Raw genomic sequence first — 15,212 nt, forward strand, 5'->3', positions numbered from 1 at the left:
TTTCCAGGCACAGGGAGGTGACGATTGCTCGACGACCGCAAGCTCGCCGTCCTGCGCGCCATCGTCGAGGACTACGTGTCCACCAACGAGCCGGTGGGATCCAAAGCCCTGGTGGACAGGCACAACCTCGGCGTCTCCCCGGCGACGATCCGCAACGACATGGCGGCGCTGGAGGAGCAGGGATACATCACCCAGCCGCACACCAGTGCCGGCAGGGTGCCGACCGACAAGGGATATCGCCTGTTCGTCGATCGGCTGTCGCAGATCAAGCCGCTGTCCGGCGCGGAGCGCAGGGCCATCGAGACCTTTCTCGCCGGGGCGGTGGACCTCGACGAGATCGTCATGCGTACGGTGCGGCTGCTCGCGCAGCTCACCCGGCAGGTGGCGGTGGTCCAGTACCCCTCGCTCACCAGGTCGTCGGTCCGTCACGTGGAGATCGTCCCGGTCGCGGAGCGCCGCGTCATGCTGGTGCTGATCACGAACACCGGGCGGGTCGAGCAGCGTGTGGTCGAGCTGCCGGAGGCCATCGCCGACGACCGGATCGCGAACCTGCGCGCCGTGCTCAACGCCTGCCTGGACGGCTGCGGCCTGTCCCAGGTGCCGGAGACCGTGGCCGACGTTCCCGAACGCCTGCCCCCGGAGGACAGGCCGGTGGCGGCCACGATCCTGTCCGTGCTGCTCGAGACGCTCGTCGAGCGGCACGAGGAGAAGATCGTTTTTGGTGGGACGGCCAACCTCGCCGCCGCCGACCTCAGCATCGGCCTGCGGGACGTGCTGGAGGCGCTGGAGGAGCAGGTCGTCCTCATCCGCCTGCTGGGAGAGACCGGCGGGCTGTCCGAACTGACCGTTCGCATCGGATCCGAGAACCCCTACAGCGGGCTGCGCGGCACCTCTATCGTGGCCGCGGGATACGGTTCGGGCGACAGAGAACTGGCCCGGCTCGGAGTGCTGGGCCCGACACGAATGGACTATCCGGTGACGATGGGTGCGGTGCGCGCGGTGGCGCGTTACGTCGGCCAGATCCTGGCGGGGTCATAAGTGTCCAACGACTACTACGCGACCCTTGGCGTACGGCGCGACGCCAGCCAGGAAGAGATCAAGAAGGCATACCGCCGTCTCGCCCGTGAGCTGCACCCGGACGTCAACCCGGATCCGGAGACCCAGGAGCGGTTCAAGGAGATCAACCAGGCGTACGAGGTGCTGTCCGACGCGGGCAAGCGCCGCATGTACGACATGGGCGCCGACCCGTTCGGCGGCGCCGCGGCCGGGGCCGGGGCCGGCGGCTTCGGCGCGGGCTTCCCGTTCAGCGACATCATGGACGCCTTCTTCGGCTCGGCGGGCGCCGCGCGGGGGCCCCGCTCCCGCGCCCGCCGGGGCCGCAACGCCACCATCAGGGTGGAGCTCGACCTGTCGGAGGCGGCCTTCGGCACGACCCGCGAGATCGTGGTCGACACGGCCGTGGTCTGCGAGGTCTGCCAGGGCTCCGGGGCGGCGTCCGGCACCCACCCCGACACCTGCGACATGTGCCACGGGCGCGGCGAGGTCTCGCAGGTGACCCGTTCGTTCCTCGGCCAGGTCATGACCTCCCGTCCCTGCCCCCAGTGCGGCGGGTACGGCAGCGTCATCCGGCACCCCTGCATGGAGTGCTCGGGCGAGGGACGGGTCAGGACTCGGCGCACGATCAAGGTCAGGATCCCGGCCGGCGTCGAGGACGGCACGCACATCCAGCTCGCCGGCGAGGGCGAGGTCGGCCCCGGCGGCGGGCCTCCCGGCGACCTGTTCCTGGAGATCGTCGAGCGGCCGCACCAGATCTTCGAGCGGCGCGGCGACGACCTGCACTGCACGGTCCACATCCCGATGACCGCCGCCGCGCTCGGCACCTCGATCACGATCGAGACCCTCGACGGACCCGAGGAGATCGACGTGCGGCCCGGCACCCAGGCCGGCCAGGTCATCCCCCTGTACGGCAAGGGCGTCCAGCGGCTCAACGAGACCGGCAGGGGCGACCTGCTGATCCACGTGAACGTCGAGACGCCGACCAAGCTCGACCCGCAGCAGGAGGAACTGCTGCGCGAGCTGTCGAAACTGCGCGGGGAGGAGCGGCCGCCGGGCAAGTTCTCCCCGGGTCAGCAGGGCTTCTTCTCCCGCCTGCGGGACGCCTTCAACGGCCGCTGAGCTGATCGCATGAGTGTTCCCGTGTTCCTGTCGGACGCGGCCGGCCAGGCGGCGGACACGATCGTCCTCGACGGGCCGGAGGGGCGGCACGCCGCCGCCGTACGCCGCCTGCGGCCGGGGGAGCGGATCGACCTGACCGACGGCGCGGGACGGGTGGCCGAGTGCACGGTCACGGCGGCCGGCAAGGACTCGCTGACCGCCGAGGTGCTGCGCCGGTTCGAGGTCCCGCCGCCCCGGCCGCGGCTGGTGGTCGTCCAGGGCCTGCCCAAGGGCGACCGGGGCGAGCTCGCGGTCGAGATGATGACCGAGGCGGGGGTCGACGTGATCGTCCCCTGGGCCGCCTCCCGTTGCGTGACCCAGTGGAAGGGCGACCGGGCCGCCAAGGCCCTCGCCCGCTGGCGCGGCACGGCCCGCGAGGCGGCCAAGCAGGCCAGGCGCTTCCACCTGCCCGAGGTGACCGAGCTGGCCACGACCGCGGCCGTCGGCTCGCTCGTCTCGGCGGCGGCGCTCGCGGTCGTCCTGCACGAGGAGGCCGCCGAGCCGCTGAGCCGCCTGCCCCTGCCGGAGGAGCCGGGCGACATCGTGATGATCGTCGGCCCGGAGGGCGGCGTCACCGACGAGGAGATCGCCACATTGCGCGCCGCGGGAGCCACACCGGCCCTGCTGGGGCCGACGGTGCTGCGCACCTCGACGGCGGGTGTGGCCGCGGCGGCCGTCCTGCTGTCCCGCTGCGGCCGCTGGTGAGAGCCGGGTCGCGTCCCCAGCCGAGGAAGCTGACCCCGGGGAACGGGCGCCCCTGCGCGCGGTTGGCGGGGTACGGGCCGGGCCGGGTCAGGGAGCGGGCGTCTCGGCCGTCGGGCTGGGCGTGGCCGTCTCCGTGGGCGCCGTGGTCGTCGGGGTGACCGCGGGCGCGGACGTCGCGGGCGGAGCCGTCGAAGGACGGCGCGAGGCCGAGGGCGTCACCGCGGGCGGCTGCGTCACCGACGTCGGCGAGCACGTCGGCGGCAGGGCCGCGTCGGGCTCGACCACCCCGGGCTGGGGGGTGGGCGTGACGCAGGGATCGGACGGCGACGGCGACGGCCTGGTGGTCGCGCCCACCTTGTGGGTCGGGGACGGGGCGGGCCGTCCGCGGGACGGGCTCGGGGTGACGGGCACGATCACGACCGGTCGTGAGGGCGCCAGGTTGGGCGGCCGGGTCACCGACGAGGTGTCCGTCTGGTCCTCGCGCTCGTCGCCGGCGTTCGAGATGCCCGTGGTCTGCGCCACCTGGTCGCGCAGGCCGGGGACGACCATCACGACCGTGCCCGCGACGAGCACGGCCCCCGCGGCGGCCGCTCCGATGCGCCACCACAGCATGTTCCGCAGACCACGCAGACCGCGCTGGTCGATCCGTCCGCGGATGATTTCGAGTCCTTCGGGAGACGGCACGACCGAGTCCGCCTCCGCGCGCAGGGCACGGCGGAGCAACTCGCCGTACTCGTCGTCGGGCGGGAAGGTCATGAGAACTGCTCCAGTGCCATGCGTAGTGCGGCCATGCCGCGGGCCGTGTGACTCTTCACCGCGCCCTTGCTGATCCCCATCGCGTGTGCGATCTCGGCCTCCGACAGGTCGCCGTAGTATCGCAGCACCAGCGCCTCGCGCTGGCGGGTGGGTAAGCCGCGGAGCGCCTCGATGACGGCAGAACGCTCGAGTTCACCGATAGCGCCGTTCTCCGCGCTCGGCGCGTCCGGCAGCCCCTTGGGCGCGTACTTCTCGACGACCGCGCGGTGCCGCAGCACGGAACGCGATCGGTTCACGACCGATTGGCGAAGGTAGGCCAGTGCCTTGTCGGTGTCTCTCAGCCTGCGCCAGGCGCCATGAAGGGCGACGAACGCGTCCTGAACGACCTCTTCCGCGCTGGCCACGTCACGCACCAGCAGCACGGCGAGACGCACCAGTGACCGATAGTGAGCGCTGTAGAGCGCCGTCACGGCCATGTCGGCATCCCACCCGACGGGCACCGTCCCCAACGACCTGTCGGCCACGAGGGTCTCGGTGGTCACATCAATAGGACGCTCGTCATCCCCGGGGGGTTTACGTTCTTCCGAATCATTAGGGGGCATGGCCCAGCGGTGTCCTCGCCCGACACTAGGGGGGTTTTCTGGTGCAGTCTCGCACACTCACACTAGCCGGGGGGATCATTGCAGTCATCAACTACCGCCAACGGCTAGGCTTTCGCGCGTGAGCGACTGCCTCTTCTGCAAGATCGTGGCCAAGGAGGTCCCGGCGGACATCGTCCTGGAGGCCGGGCGGACGCTGGCCTTCCGCGACATCAATCCGCAGGCCCCCACCCACGTTCTCGTCGTGCCCAAGGCCCACCACGAGAACGCCGCCGTGCTGGCGGCGGCCGACGACGGCCTCGCCGACGACCTGCTCAAGGCCTGCCACGCGGTGGCCGTGCAGGAGGGTGTGGCCGAGACCGGTTACCGGATCGTGTTCAACACCGGAGCGGGGGCCGGGCAGACGGTTCTCCACGTCCACGCGCACGTCCTCGGCGGCCGAGGCCTCACCTGGCCCCCCGGCTGAGCGACTAAAGTGGGGAGGGAACTAGGGAGGCGATCAGGGCCGCAAGGGCCGCCCATGTCCGAGTCACAGCACATCCACAAGACCCAGGCCAAGGTAGTCATCCCCGAGGGGCAGCCGATGGTCAGCCTCCTCGGGTCGGGTGACGAGCTGCTGCGGGTCATCGAAGGCGCCTTCAGCGCCGACATACACGTGCGGGGCAACGAGATCACGATCACCGGCAGTCCCGAGGAGAGCGGCGTCGTCGTCCGCCTCTTCGAGGAGCTGGTGGAGCTGGTCGGCTCGGGTGCCGAGCTGTCCCCAGACGCGGTCGAGCGCAGCATCCACATGCTGCGGCAGGCCACCGACCGTCCGGCCGAGGTCCTGTCCCTGGACATCCTGTCCACCCGGGGACGCACCATCCGCCCGAAGACGGTCAACCAGAAGCGGTACGTCGACGCGATCGACAGGCACACCATCGTCTTCGGCATCGGCCCCGCCGGCACCGGCAAGACGTACCTGGCGATGGCGAAGGCCGTGAAGGCCCTGCAGAACAAGCGGGTCAACCGGATCATCCTCACCCGCCCCGCCGTCGAGGCGGGGGAGCGGCTCGGCTTCCTGCCCGGCACGCTCTACGAGAAGATCGACCCGTACCTGCGGCCGCTGTACGACGCGCTGCACGACATGCTCGACCCCGAATCGATCCCCCGCCTGATGTCGGCCGGGACGATCGAGGTCGCGCCGCTCGCCTACATGCGCGGCCGGACGCTCAACGACGCCTTCATCATCCTGGACGAGGCGCAGAACACCTCGCCCGAGCAGATGAAGATGTTCCTGACCAGGCTCGGGTTCAACTCGAAGATCGTGGTCACCGGCGACGTGACCCAGATCGACCTGCCCGGCGGGCAGGACAGCGGCCTGAAGGTCGTCCAGCACATCCTCGAGGGCATCGAGGACATCCATTTCAGCAGGCTGACCAGCGCCGACGTGGTGCGGCACAAGCTGGTGAGCGACATCGTCGACGCCTACGGCCGTTACGACGCCGCGATGGCGTCGGAGCCGCGCGCGATCAACAAGCGGCCGCGGAACAACCGGCGATGAGCGCGACCATGACGGGTGAGGAGACCCCGTGAGCATCGAGGTGGCCAACGAGTCCGGCGTCGAGGTCGACGAGTCGGCGCTGGTCGAGCTGGCCGGGCACGTCCTCGGCCGGATGGGGATCAACCCGCTGGCCGAGCTGTCGATCCTGGTGATCGACGAGGCGGCGATGGCCGAGCTGCACGAGCAGTGGATGGGGGAGCCGGGCCCGACCGACGTGCTGGCCTTCCCCATGGACGAGCTGCGGCCCAACGTCGGCGGCCGGGACGAGGACGCGTCCCCCGACCCGGCGCTGCTCGGCGACGTGGTGCTGTGCCCCCAGGTGGCGGCCAAACAGGCCGCCGAGGCCGGGCACGGCGCGCAGGACGAGCTGGAGCTGCTGTGCACGCACGGCATCCTGCACCTGCTCGGCTACGACCACGCCGAGCCCGAGGAGCACGCCGAGATGTTCGGGCTGCAGGACGAACTGCTCGGCGCCTGGCGGGAGGTGCGGCGTAAGCCGTGAGCAACGGCTGGCTGCTCTCCGCCGTCTTCCTGATCGTGGCCGGCGGTCTGCTGGCGAGCGCGGAGACGGCGCTGACCCGCATCTCCAGGGTGCGCGCGGAGGAGTTCGTCAAGGAGGGCCGGCGCGGCGCGGTGCGGTTGCAGGCGATCGTCGCCGACCCGCCGCGCTATCTCAACCTGGTGCTCCTGCTGCGTCTGAGCTGTGAGCTCGTCGCGACGGTGATCACGACGCTGCTGTTCATCGACTGGCTCGGCGACCGCGGGCAGGCGTACGCCCTGGCGGCCGTGGTGATGATCCTGGTGAGCTACGTCATCGTCGGGGTCATGCCGCGTACGCTCGGCCGCCAGCACGCCGAGCCGGTGGCGCTGGCGAGCGCGCCCATCGTGTACGGCCTGACCCGGATCTTCGGCCCGCTGCCCGAGCTGCTGATCCTGCTGGGCAACGCGCTCACTCCGGGCAAGGGCTTCCGCGAGGGCCCGTTCACCTCGGAGGCCGAGCTGCGCGACCTCGTCGACCTGGCCGAGCAGCGCCGGGTCATCGAGCCCGACGAGCGGGAGATGATCCACTCGGTCTTCGAGCTCGGCGACACGCTGGTGCGCGAGGTCATGGTGCCCCGCACCGACATGGTCTTCATCGAGCGCGGCAAGACGCTGCACCAGGCGCTCTCGCTGGCCCTGCGCAGCGGGTTCTCCCGCATCCCCGTGGTGGGGGAGAACGAGGACGACGTGGTGGGCATCGCCTACCTCAAGGACATCGTCCGCCGCATCCAGGACACCGGCGACGGCGGCGTGCGGGTGGACGAGCTCATGCGCCCCGCGACGTACGTGCCGGAGAGCAAGCCGATCGACGAACTGCTGCGCGAGATGCAGGCGCGGCAGATCCACCTCGCCATCGTCATCGACGAGTACGGCGGCACCGCCGGCCTCGTCACCATCGAGGACGTCATCGAGGAGATCGTCGGCGAGATCGCCGACGAGTACGACCAGGAGGCCCCGCGGGTCGAATGGCTGGACGACGGGGCGGTGCGGGTGACCGCGCGGCTCCCGGTCGACGAGCTCGGCGAGCTGTTCGACGCCGAGATCGAGGTCGAGGACGTCGACACGGTCGGCGGCCTGCTGGCGCACGCCCTGGGCCGGGTGCCGATCGCGGGGTCGGAGGCGGTGGTCGGCGGCCTGCGCCTGACCGCCGAGAACCTGGCGGGACGCCGCAACCGGATCAGCACGGTCGTCGTGCGCCGCGAGGAGCCCGCGGCGGACGACGAGGTCGTGGCCGCCGGCGCCGACCACGAGTGACCTGTCGCCGTCCGGGACTGCAAGCGTCTTTCAACCGAGCTGCAAGCGGGCCCGGCCACTGTTGTCCCAGGCGCTCAGAAGGGGTTCGGGGCGCCTCGTTGGGGAGTCCGGCGCGCCGGGAGGGGTTCGCGGCGCACCGGAGCCTCCCATGGGGGATCCGTAATCGGTGCGGGGCTCCCACCCGGCTCGGGTGGGAGCCCCGTATTGATGAGAGCTCCGTATTGATTACGCAATGTGATTACCCGCTCGCGGTCCGGGGAAGGAAACCTCCGGCAAAGCGGGGAGGCGGGTATGCGCATCGTCCACGCGGCCGTCGCGGGCTGCCTGGTCCTGGCCACCGGTGCCTGCGGCACGGGCAGGGTCACGTACGCCGCCGTCCGGGCCTCCGGCAAGGCGGCGGACGCGAACCGTCCGCGGACGGCGCTCGGCAGGATGGACGGCCTTCCCGAGGGGTTCTTCAGCCACGCGCGGGCGCCCTGGCGTCCGCCGTTCCGTCCCCGCGCCCGCGCGTGCCGCCTGCTGTTCGACGCGGCCGCGGGCAGGCCCCCGCGTGCGGGGCTCAGCGGCGCGACCGCCGCCACCTACCAGGGCGCGCACGCGGGCGAGCTCGCCGGGGTCGGCGTCGCCGTCTACGACAGCGGTGAGACGGCCGGGCATCTCGCCGCGCTCCGCGACGCCCTCTCCCGCTGCGCGACGGCCGACGGCGGGACGCCGTACGACCGCCTGGAGGCCGCGCGGACGCCGCTGCCCGGCGTCGGCGGGCCGGACGCGGCGGGCCGGGCCCTGTCCGGGAGGGTCGGCGGCTACCCCTACCGCATGCACGTGGTCGTCGCCCGCTCCGGTCACACGCTGATCGCGCTCGTGCACGCGGGCCTGACCCCGCCCGACCCGGCCCGCACGGCCGAACTGACACGGCTGCTCGTCCGCGAGGTCGGTACGCTTGACGTGTGACACAGACGCTGGACCCCGAGGACAACAAGATCATCACGCTGGCCAGGTCGGCGCGGGCGCGCGGCGGCACTCCCGAGGGCGCCGCGGTGCGCGACGAGACCGGCCGGACATACGCCGCGACCACGGTGGCGCTGCCCTCGCTCCGGCTCTCGGCCCTCCAGGCGGCCGTGGCCATGGCCGTGTCCAGCGGAGCGAAGTCCCTGGAGGCGTCGGCGATCGTCACCGAGGCCGACGACCCGTCAGAGCAGGACCTGGCCGTCGTCGAGGACATGGGCAACGGCACGCTGTTCCTGGCCGCCCCCGACGGTTCGCTGAAGGGCCGGTACATCTGACGTGGACGCCGAATCGAGCGGTTTCCGTGCGGGCTTCGCCTGCTTCGTCGGCAGGCCCAACGTCGGCAAGTCCACGCTGATGAACGCCCTGGTCGGCACCAAGGTGGCGATCACCTCGTCCAAGCCGCAGACCACGCGGCGGGCCATCCGCGGCATCGTCCACCGGCCGGACGCCCAGCTGGTGATCGTGGACACCCCCGGATTCCACCGTCCCCGCACGCTCCTGGGGGAGCGGCTGGACAGCCTGGTGCTGTCGACGCTCACCGAGGTCGACGTGATCGGGTTCTGCGTCCCGGCCAACGAGCCGATCGGCAAGGGCGACCGGTTCATCGTCGACAAGCTCGCCGCCGTCAAGAAGACCCCGGTGGTGGCGGTCGTCACCAAGTGCGACCTGGCCACCCGTGAGCAGGTCGCGCACCAGCTTCTCGCGGTGTCCGCGCTGGCCGAGTTCGCGGAGATCGTCCCGGTGTCCGCGCAGGGCGGCGAGCAGCTCGACGTCGTCGCCGACGTGCTCGTCAAGCGGCTGCCGGAGTCGCCCCCGCTGTACGCCGGCGGGGAGCTGACCGACGAGCCGGAGCAGGTGCTGGTCGCCGAGCTGATCCGGGAGGCGGCGCTGGAGGGCGTGCGCGACGAGCTGCCTCACTCGATCGCGGTGGTCGTTGAGGAGATGCACCCCCGGGAGGGCCGCGACGACCTCCTCGACGTGTACGCCCACATGTTCGTCGAGCGCCCCTCGCAGAAGGCGATCGTGATCGGCCCGGGCGGCACGAGGCTCAAGGACGTGGGCACCCGCGCCCGGCAGCAGATCGAGGCGCTGCTCGGCACCCGGGTCTACCTCGACCTGCGGGTCAAGGTCGCCAAGGAGTGGCAGCGCGACCCCAAGCAGCTGCGGCGTCTCGGCTTCTACGACTGACGGCCGTCACCGGCGGCGCAGCAGCGCGGCGGCGGCCAGGACGGCCAGCGCGACCGAGGCCAGCAGCCCGGCGAACCAGCCGTACTGGATCGTCGGGTGCACCCGCAGCAGCCCGGAGACCTGGAAGTCGAGCCGGCCCACGAGGTCGCGCGGGTCGGCGAGGAACATGGCCAGCGCGAAGGCGGCCACCGCGCCGGGCAGGATCGCCAGCCCGGTGAACAGCCAGTTCCGCGTCGCGCCGAGCACGCCGAGCAGCATCGCCGTGATCCCGGCGCCCAGCACGAACCAGCCGGGGCCCGCGTCCACGCCGCGCACGGCGTGCGTGAGCGACGCGTCGAGGATGCCGAACTCGGCGGTGAGGCCCGCCCACGGGAGCAGCGCGGTCACGGCCAGCGCGAACCCCGCGACGAACACGCCGGCGGCCCGCAGGACGCCGGCCACGCTGGTGCCTCGCCGCGGCCCGCCGGGATGCTGCGTGGGTTCCGACACGATCACCAGGCTACGGCCCGAGGCGGCCGGTTTCAGCCCTGAAATCGCCGGTTGACGGGACGCCGGGTGCTTGGGCACGTGGGGTGCGCGCCGAGGCGGCACCCGGGGTGGCCGGTGGCATGGGTGCTCGGGCGGTCTCCGGTTCGGGTGGTGGCGGCGCGGTGGCCGCGGCCTCCTCGCCGCGCCGCAGCCGCTCCCTGAGCTGGACCGCGTCCGCGCCGAGCGCGCAGACCTGCACGCCAGGACCGGCCAGCGGCAGCGCCGCCCAGCCGTCCCCCAGCACGGCCCGCCGCTCGCGCTTGACGTCCGGCACGGCGGGCGGGGCCCAGGCGGGTCCCGCGATCAGGGTCGAGCCGACGCACCGGGCGTCCCCGTAGACGGCCGGGCCGCCGTCCACCGCCTCCTCGCCCACCAGGAGGTCCTGGCGGAGCAGGGGCCGCCCGGCCACGGTCGCGTCGAACCGCGCGTGGCCGCGTCCCGGCCGTTCGCCGTGCCGCCCGAAGACGATCTCCTCCCGCCAGAAGACCGTGGCGTCCTCGGCGAGCGAGAGCCGTACGACGAGGTGGTGGGCGCACCCGGCGGCGAGGACGGTCGGCTCGGGGGAGAAGTGCAGGGTGGCCCCCGCGCCGACCCGCGCCCGCACGACCATGACCGAAGGGGCGTCCGCGAGACCCGGCAGCACCAGCGTGGCGCCCACCGAGCGGACCTCCAGCGAGGTGCCGGGGGCGACGTCCAGGCCGAGTTCGAGGTGGTCCCCGCGCAGCGGTCCCGCGCCCGTCGAGACGAGGTGGACCCGACGCGGGCCGGTCTGCCGCAGCGTCAGCGGCGGGTCGGACCGCAGCGTCTCCAGCCGGGTCAGGCCTCCGCCCGCGGCCTCCGTCCTGATCAGCGCACGCGCGGTGACGGCCGTCATGCCGGTCAGGACGCCGGGGCCTGAGGGACGGCGCTGTGGACGGCGCCGTGGGCGGCGTGGTGGTGCGGCTCGCCGTGCTCGCGCCGCCAGGCTGCGACCATGTGCGTCACCCACTCCGCCACGCTGTGAGCGCCTCTGTCCTCCCTGATCGACGTGAACAGCACCGGCTTGCCGTCCCGTACGGCCGCCGCGTCGCGGGACATCACGGTCAGGTCGGCGCCGACCATCGGCGCGAGGTCGGTCTTGTTGACCACGAGCAGGTCGGCCGAGGTCACCCCCGGCCCGCCCTTGCGCGGCACCTTGTCGCCGCCCGACACGTCGAGCACGAAGATCTGCCGGTCCGCCAGGCCCCGGCTGAACGTGGCGGTGAGGTTGTCGCCGCCGCTCTCGACGATCACGAGGTCGAGCGGCCCGAACCGCTCCTCCAGCGTCTCGACGGCGTCCAGGTTGGCCGCGATGTCGTCGCGGATGGCGGTGTGCGGGCAGCAGCCGGTCTGCACGGCGAGGATCCGCTCGGGGTCGACGACCCCCGCGCGGCGCAGGAAGTCGGCGTCCTCGGTGGTGTAGATGTCGTTGGTCACGACCCCGAGCCGCAGCGACGGCCCGAGGCTGCGGCACAGCGCCGCCACCAGGGCGGTCTTGCCGCTGCCGACAGGCCCGCCGATGCCGAGGCGGAGCGCCCGCCCGTGTGGCTCGGCCGCGTCGTGGAGGTCGTCGTGGTGAGCGCCCATATCGGATACCTGCTCTTTCTCGTGGCCGGTGCGGAGACGTCAGGAGACGAAAAGCTTCATCGGGTTGGTCAGGTGTCCCTCCGCCAGGAGGTCGAGCGCGGGCGCGCCGTGCCCCGGCAGCCCGCGCCATCGGGCCTGCCACGCCGCATGCCGTCCGGGCTGCCGTCCAGGGGGCTGTCCGGGGTGCTGTCCCTGGTGGTGTCCGGCCCCGCACTCCTCGGGCTCGTCGTCCTCAGGGACCGCGTCGCCGAGCGACGCGCAGGCGGCGCGCGCCGTGCCGTCGAACGCGGGGGCGAGATCGGCGAGCAGACGGTGGACGGTGACCGGGTCGAGACCGAGGAGCCGCACGGCCGCCGTTGCCGGGCCGGTGACCGAGGTGTAGGCGGCGGCCAGCGCGGCCTGGCGGGGAGTGCAGCCCGCCGAGGCAGCCGCCGCGCCGAGCGCGACGGGGTGGTGCGAGCCCTCCGGCAGGGCCCGCGCGAGCGTGTCCAGGGCGGCCGAGGGCCACATCCGGCGGGCCGTGCGCAGCAGGAGCCGCCCCTGCGTGCGGGCGGCCTCCCGCTGGGCGGGCGAGGCGGTCCTGGCGTCGGCCTCGGCGTCCAGCCGCCGCCACAGCTCGATGCCGCCCGAGGCGTCATCCACGGGAGGTGCCCCGGGGGCACGGATGGCGCCGACTTCTCGGTCGCCGCCGTCGGTGGCGGCCAGTTCGCACGCGGCGGCGGCGAGGGCGGCGGTGACGAGGCCGGCGGTGGCGAGCCTGCCGCGCAGGAACCGCGCCAGGTCGCCGGCGCCCGTGACCGCGCCCCGTCGTACGGCCTCCTCCACGCCGCCCGAGTGGGCGTGCCCGCCGGCCGGGAGCCGGGAGTCGGCCAGCAGCAGCAGCGCCGCGTCCCCGTTCATGTCAGAAGAGGAAGTAGCGCTGCGCCATCGGCAGCGACTCGGCCGGGGCGGGCTCGATCAGCTCGCCGTCCACGTGGACGGCGAAGGTGTCGGGGTCCACCCGGATGTCCGGCAGGGCGTCGTTGAGGGGCATGGCGTCCTTGCGCCGGGCGCGTACGTCGGCCACGGGGACCAGCCGCCTGCCCACGGCCAGGCGGCCCGCCAGGCCGTCCTCCAGCGCGAGCGGCGCGACGAAGTGCAGCGAGGTCGCGGCGGCGGTGGCCGGGGCCGCGCCGAACATCGGCCGGGGGAGCACGGGCTGCGGCGTCGGGATGGACGCGTTCGCATCGCCCATCTGCGCGTAGGCGATGACGCCGCCCTTGACGACGAGGTCCGGTTTGACCCCGAAGAAGGCCGGGCTCCACAGGACGAGGTCGGCGAGCTTGCCCGGCTCCACCGAGCCGATCTCCGCGTCCAGGCCGTGGGCGATCGCCGGGTTGATCGTGTACTTGGCGACGTAGCGGCGGGCGCGGAGGTTGTCGGCCGGGCCGTCGCCCGGCAGCGCGCCGCGCCGCCGCTTCATCACGTGCGCCGTCTGCCACGTACGGATGATCGTCTCGCCGACCCGGCCCATGGCCTGGGAGTCCGAGCCGATCATCGAGATCGCGCCCATGTCGTGCAGGACGTCCTCGGCCGCCATCGTCGTCGGCCTGATCCGCGACTCGGCGAACGCCAGGTCCTCAGGGATGGCGGGGTTGAGGTGGTGGCACACCATGAGCATGTCCAGGTGCTCGTGGTGGGTGTTGACCGTGTGCGGCCGGGTCGGGTTGGTGGACGACGGCAGCACGTTGGCGTGCGAGGCCACCGTGATGATGTCCGGAGCGTGGCCGCCACCCGCGCCCTCCGTGTGGTAGGCGTGGATCGCCCGGCCGCCGATGGCCCGCAGGGTCGACTCCACGAACCCCGCCTCGTTCAGCGTGTCGGTGTGGATGGCGACCTGCACGCCGGTGGCGTCGCACACCCGCAGGCACGCGTCGATGGCGGCCGGGGTGGTGCCCCAGTCCTCGTGCAGCTTGAAGCCCGACGCCCCGGCCCTGAGCTGTTCGAGCAGCCCCTCCTCGCTGACCGTGTTGCCCTTGCCGAGCAGGGCCACGTTGACCGGATAGGTGTCCAGCGACTCCAGCATCCGGCCGAGATACCAGGTGCCGGTCACGGTGGTGGCCTTCGTGCCCTCGGCGGGTCCTGTGCCGCCGCCGACGATCGTGGTGACGCCCGAGGCGAGCGCCTCGTCGAGGATCTGCGGGCAGATCAGGTGGACGTGGGAGTCGACGGCGCCCGCGGTGACGATCTTGCCGTTGGCCGCGAGGATCTCGGTGGACGGGCCGATGACGAGGTCCGGGTGGACGCCGTCCATCGTGTCGGGATTGCCGGCCTTGCCGATGGCGGAGATCCGGCCGTCGCGCACGCCGATGTCGGCCTTGACCACGCCCCAGTGGTCGAGGATCACCGCGCCGGTGATGACGAGGTCGGCCGCGCCCTCGGCCCTCGTGGTGCGCGCCTGCCCCATCGACTCGCGGATGACCTTGCCGCCGCCGAACACGGCCTCGTCGCCGGCCCCGGCGGGCCCCATCGACAGGTCCTCGGTCACCTCGACGTACAGGTCGGTGTCGGCCAGGCGCACCCGGTCCCCGGTGGTCGGGCCGTACAGCGCGGCGTAGCGGGAACGTTCGACGCTAGACATCGGTCCTCCCGTCGAGGGGCCCGGCCCACTCGGGACGAAGGCCCGGTACGACCCGGTGGCCGGCGATCGGGACCAGCGTGACGTCGCGCTCCACCCCCGGCTCGAACCTGACCGCGGTGCCCGCCGGGATGTCGAGGCGGGTGCCCCAGGCCGCCTCGCGGTCGAACTCCAGCCCGGGGTTGGCCGCGGCGAAGTGGTAGTGCGACCCGACCTGCACCGGCCGGTCGGCCGTGTTGACGACTCTCAGGGTGATCCGCTCCCTGCCGGGGTTCAGCGGCACGTCGCCGTCGCCGCACACGATCTCGCCCGGGACGCCGTGCTCACCGGTTCGCTCGCTTCGCTCGCTCATGTGATCGGGTTGTGGACGGTGACGAGCTTGGTGCCGTCGGGGAAAGTGGCCTCGATCTGGACGGACTCCAGCATCTCGGGCACGCCCTCCATGACGTCCTCGCGCCGCAGGACCTTGCGGCCGGCGTCCATCAGGTCGGCGACGCTGCGGCCGTCGCGGGCGCCTTCCAGGAGGAAGGACGCGATGAGGGCCGTCGCCTCCGGGTGGTTGAGGCGAAGGCCGCGCTCCTTGCGCTCGCGGGCCACGCCCGCGGCGACGTGGATGAGGAGCCGTTCCTGTTCGTGTGGAGTGAGCCGCATGGCG

Annotated in this window: 19 protein-coding genes; 10 read left to right on the forward strand and 9 right to left on the reverse strand. The window is 72.7% G+C overall.

Annotated elements, in window-relative coordinates; translation table 11 throughout:
- Positions 1 to 24 precede the first annotated feature (24 nt).
- From hrcA to FLW16_RS07050, 3 genes are read left to right on the forward strand one after another with little or no spacing between them, the layout of a single operon-like run.
- On the forward strand, positions 25 to 1,038 hold the full coding sequence (hrcA, locus tag FLW16_RS07040) for a heat-inducible transcriptional repressor HrcA (protein ID WP_142558838.1): 1,014 nt from the start codon (positions 25 to 27) through the stop codon (positions 1,036 to 1,038).
- Positions 1,039 to 2,175 (forward strand): molecular chaperone DnaJ, encoded by a 1,137-nt coding sequence (dnaJ, locus tag FLW16_RS07045; protein WP_142558840.1) that lies wholly within the window; start codon positions 1,039 to 1,041, stop codon positions 2,173 to 2,175.
- 9 nt (positions 2,176 to 2,184) lie between these two features.
- A complete protein-coding gene (locus tag FLW16_RS07050; protein ID WP_142558843.1) occupies positions 2,185 to 2,919 on the forward strand; it encodes a 16S rRNA (uracil(1498)-N(3))-methyltransferase in 735 nt (244 codons plus the stop codon).
- A gap of 87 nt (positions 2,920 to 3,006) precedes the next feature.
- On the opposite strand, the gene FLW16_RS07055 is transcribed toward FLW16_RS07050, so the two are convergent.
- Together FLW16_RS07055 and FLW16_RS07060 are read right to left on the reverse strand one after the other, a co-directional pair.
- The gene (locus tag FLW16_RS07055) at positions 3,007 to 3,675 is read right to left on the reverse strand and encodes a hypothetical protein (protein WP_142558845.1); all 669 of its coding nucleotides are present in this window, start codon (positions 3,673 to 3,675) and stop codon (positions 3,007 to 3,009) included.
- Positions 3,672 to 4,151, reverse strand: coding sequence for a SigE family RNA polymerase sigma factor (locus tag FLW16_RS07060; RefSeq protein WP_111697223.1), 480 nt, complete (start codon positions 4,149 to 4,151; stop codon positions 3,672 to 3,674). The genes FLW16_RS07055 and FLW16_RS07060 overlap by 4 nt, the downstream gene beginning before the upstream one ends.
- 244 nt (positions 4,152 to 4,395) lie before the next feature.
- Here FLW16_RS07060 and FLW16_RS07065 point away from each other — a divergent pair, with 244 nt between their 5' ends.
- The 7 genes from FLW16_RS07065 to era all read left to right on the forward strand — a co-directional run bounded on the left by FLW16_RS07065 (position 4,396) and on the right by era (position 9,807).
- The gene (locus FLW16_RS07065; RefSeq protein WP_260614971.1) at positions 4,396 to 4,740 is read left to right on the forward strand and encodes a histidine triad nucleotide-binding protein; all 345 of its coding nucleotides are present in this window, start codon (positions 4,396 to 4,398) and stop codon (positions 4,738 to 4,740) included.
- Positions 4,741 to 4,794: 54 nt separating this feature from the next.
- A complete protein-coding gene (locus FLW16_RS07070) occupies positions 4,795 to 5,817 on the forward strand; it encodes a PhoH family protein (RefSeq protein WP_142558849.1) in 1,023 nt (340 codons plus the stop codon).
- Positions 5,818 to 5,845: 28 nt separating this feature from the next.
- Positions 5,846 to 6,319: an rRNA maturation RNase YbeY gene (gene ybeY / locus FLW16_RS07075; RefSeq protein WP_142558852.1), complete on the forward strand. Its 474-nt coding sequence runs from the start codon at positions 5,846 to 5,848 to the stop codon at positions 6,317 to 6,319.
- The gene (locus FLW16_RS07080; RefSeq protein WP_142558854.1) at positions 6,316 to 7,611 is read left to right on the forward strand and encodes a hemolysin family protein; all 1,296 of its coding nucleotides are present in this window, start codon (positions 6,316 to 6,318) and stop codon (positions 7,609 to 7,611) included. The genes ybeY and FLW16_RS07080 overlap by 4 nt, the downstream gene beginning before the upstream one ends.
- A gap of 291 nt (positions 7,612 to 7,902) precedes the next feature.
- Positions 7,903 to 8,562 (forward strand): hypothetical protein, encoded by a 660-nt coding sequence (locus tag FLW16_RS07085; RefSeq protein WP_142558856.1) that lies wholly within the window; start codon positions 7,903 to 7,905, stop codon positions 8,560 to 8,562.
- Complete coding sequence (locus tag FLW16_RS07090; protein ID WP_142558858.1) at positions 8,559 to 8,894, forward strand: cytidine deaminase; 336 nt, start codon at positions 8,559 to 8,561, stop codon at positions 8,892 to 8,894. Before FLW16_RS07085 ends, FLW16_RS07090 begins: the two co-directional genes overlap by 4 nt.
- 1 nt (position 8,895) lies before the next feature.
- On the forward strand, positions 8,896 to 9,807 hold the full coding sequence (era, locus tag FLW16_RS07095) for a GTPase Era (protein WP_142558861.1): 912 nt from the start codon (positions 8,896 to 8,898) through the stop codon (positions 9,805 to 9,807).
- Positions 9,808 to 9,813: 6 nt separating this feature from the next.
- Here era and FLW16_RS07100 read toward each other — a convergent pair whose 3' ends face one another.
- The 7 genes from FLW16_RS07100 to FLW16_RS07130 are packed head-to-tail and all read right to left on the reverse strand — an operon-like array spanning position 9,814 to position 15,208.
- Positions 9,814 to 10,296 (reverse strand): hypothetical protein, encoded by a 483-nt coding sequence (locus FLW16_RS07100; RefSeq protein ID WP_142558863.1) that lies wholly within the window; start codon positions 10,294 to 10,296, stop codon positions 9,814 to 9,816.
- Between the two features lie 10 nt (positions 10,297 to 10,306).
- Positions 10,307 to 11,209, reverse strand: coding sequence for an urease accessory protein UreD (locus FLW16_RS07105; RefSeq protein WP_142558865.1), 903 nt, complete (start codon positions 11,207 to 11,209; stop codon positions 10,307 to 10,309).
- 5 nt (positions 11,210 to 11,214) lie between these two features.
- Entirely contained in the window at positions 11,215 to 11,940 is a 726-nt protein-coding gene (gene ureG, locus FLW16_RS07110) for an urease accessory protein UreG (protein ID WP_142558867.1), read from the reverse strand.
- Positions 11,941 to 11,979: 39 nt separating this feature from the next.
- The gene (locus FLW16_RS07115; RefSeq protein ID WP_142558868.1) at positions 11,980 to 12,840 is read right to left on the reverse strand and encodes an urease accessory protein UreF; all 861 of its coding nucleotides are present in this window, start codon (positions 12,838 to 12,840) and stop codon (positions 11,980 to 11,982) included.
- 1 nt (position 12,841) lies between these two features.
- A complete protein-coding gene (locus FLW16_RS07120) occupies positions 12,842 to 14,560 on the reverse strand; it encodes an urease subunit alpha (protein ID WP_142558870.1) in 1,719 nt (572 codons plus the stop codon).
- The gene (locus tag FLW16_RS07125) at positions 14,553 to 14,909 is read right to left on the reverse strand and encodes an urease subunit beta (protein ID WP_142558873.1); all 357 of its coding nucleotides are present in this window, start codon (positions 14,907 to 14,909) and stop codon (positions 14,553 to 14,555) included. The genes FLW16_RS07120 and FLW16_RS07125 overlap by 8 nt, the downstream gene beginning before the upstream one ends.
- Positions 14,906 to 15,208 (reverse strand): urease subunit gamma, encoded by a 303-nt coding sequence (locus tag FLW16_RS07130; RefSeq protein ID WP_139579487.1) that lies wholly within the window; start codon positions 15,206 to 15,208, stop codon positions 14,906 to 14,908. The genes FLW16_RS07125 and FLW16_RS07130 overlap by 4 nt, the downstream gene beginning before the upstream one ends.
- Between the last annotated feature and the right edge of the window lie 4 nt (positions 15,209 to 15,212).

Origin of the sequence: Microbispora sp. KK1-11, from assembly GCF_006874435.1 — a bacterium.
GTDB lineage: Bacteria > Actinomycetota > Actinomycetes > Streptosporangiales > Streptosporangiaceae > Microbispora > Microbispora catharanthi.

Excerpts from the sequence above, each read along its gene's own strand:
- FLW16_RS07120 (WP_142558870.1), bottom strand. The coding sequence starts at position 14,560 with ATGTCTAGCGTCGAACGTTCCCGCTACGCCGCGCTGTACGGCCCGACC.
- FLW16_RS07050 (WP_142558843.1), top strand. The coding sequence starts at position 2,185 with ATGAGTGTTCCCGTGTTCCTGTCGGACGCGGCCGGCCAGGCGGCGGAC.
- FLW16_RS07105 (WP_142558865.1), bottom strand. The coding sequence starts at position 11,209 with ATGACGGCCGTCACCGCGCGTGCGCTGATCAGGACGGAGGCCGCGGGC.
- FLW16_RS07060 (WP_111697223.1), bottom strand. The coding sequence starts at position 4,151 with ATGGCCGTGACGGCGCTCTACAGCGCTCACTATCGGTCACTGGTGCGT.
- FLW16_RS07115 (WP_142558868.1), bottom strand. The coding sequence starts at position 12,840 with ATGAACGGGGACGCGGCGCTGCTGCTGCTGGCCGACTCCCGGCTCCCG.
- FLW16_RS07125 (WP_142558873.1), bottom strand. The coding sequence starts at position 14,909 with ATGAGCGAGCGAAGCGAGCGAACCGGTGAGCACGGCGTCCCGGGCGAG.
- FLW16_RS07055 (WP_142558845.1), bottom strand. The coding sequence starts at position 3,675 with ATGACCTTCCCGCCCGACGACGAGTACGGCGAGTTGCTCCGCCGTGCC.
- ureG (WP_142558867.1), bottom strand. The coding sequence starts at position 11,940 with ATGGGCGCTCACCACGACGACCTCCACGACGCGGCCGAGCCACACGGG.
- FLW16_RS07085 (WP_142558856.1), top strand. The coding sequence starts at position 7,903 with ATGCGCATCGTCCACGCGGCCGTCGCGGGCTGCCTGGTCCTGGCCACC.
- FLW16_RS07130 (WP_139579487.1), bottom strand. The coding sequence starts at position 15,208 with ATGCGGCTCACTCCACACGAACAGGAACGGCTCCTCATCCACGTCGCC.
- FLW16_RS07070 (WP_142558849.1), top strand. The coding sequence starts at position 4,795 with ATGTCCGAGTCACAGCACATCCACAAGACCCAGGCCAAGGTAGTCATC.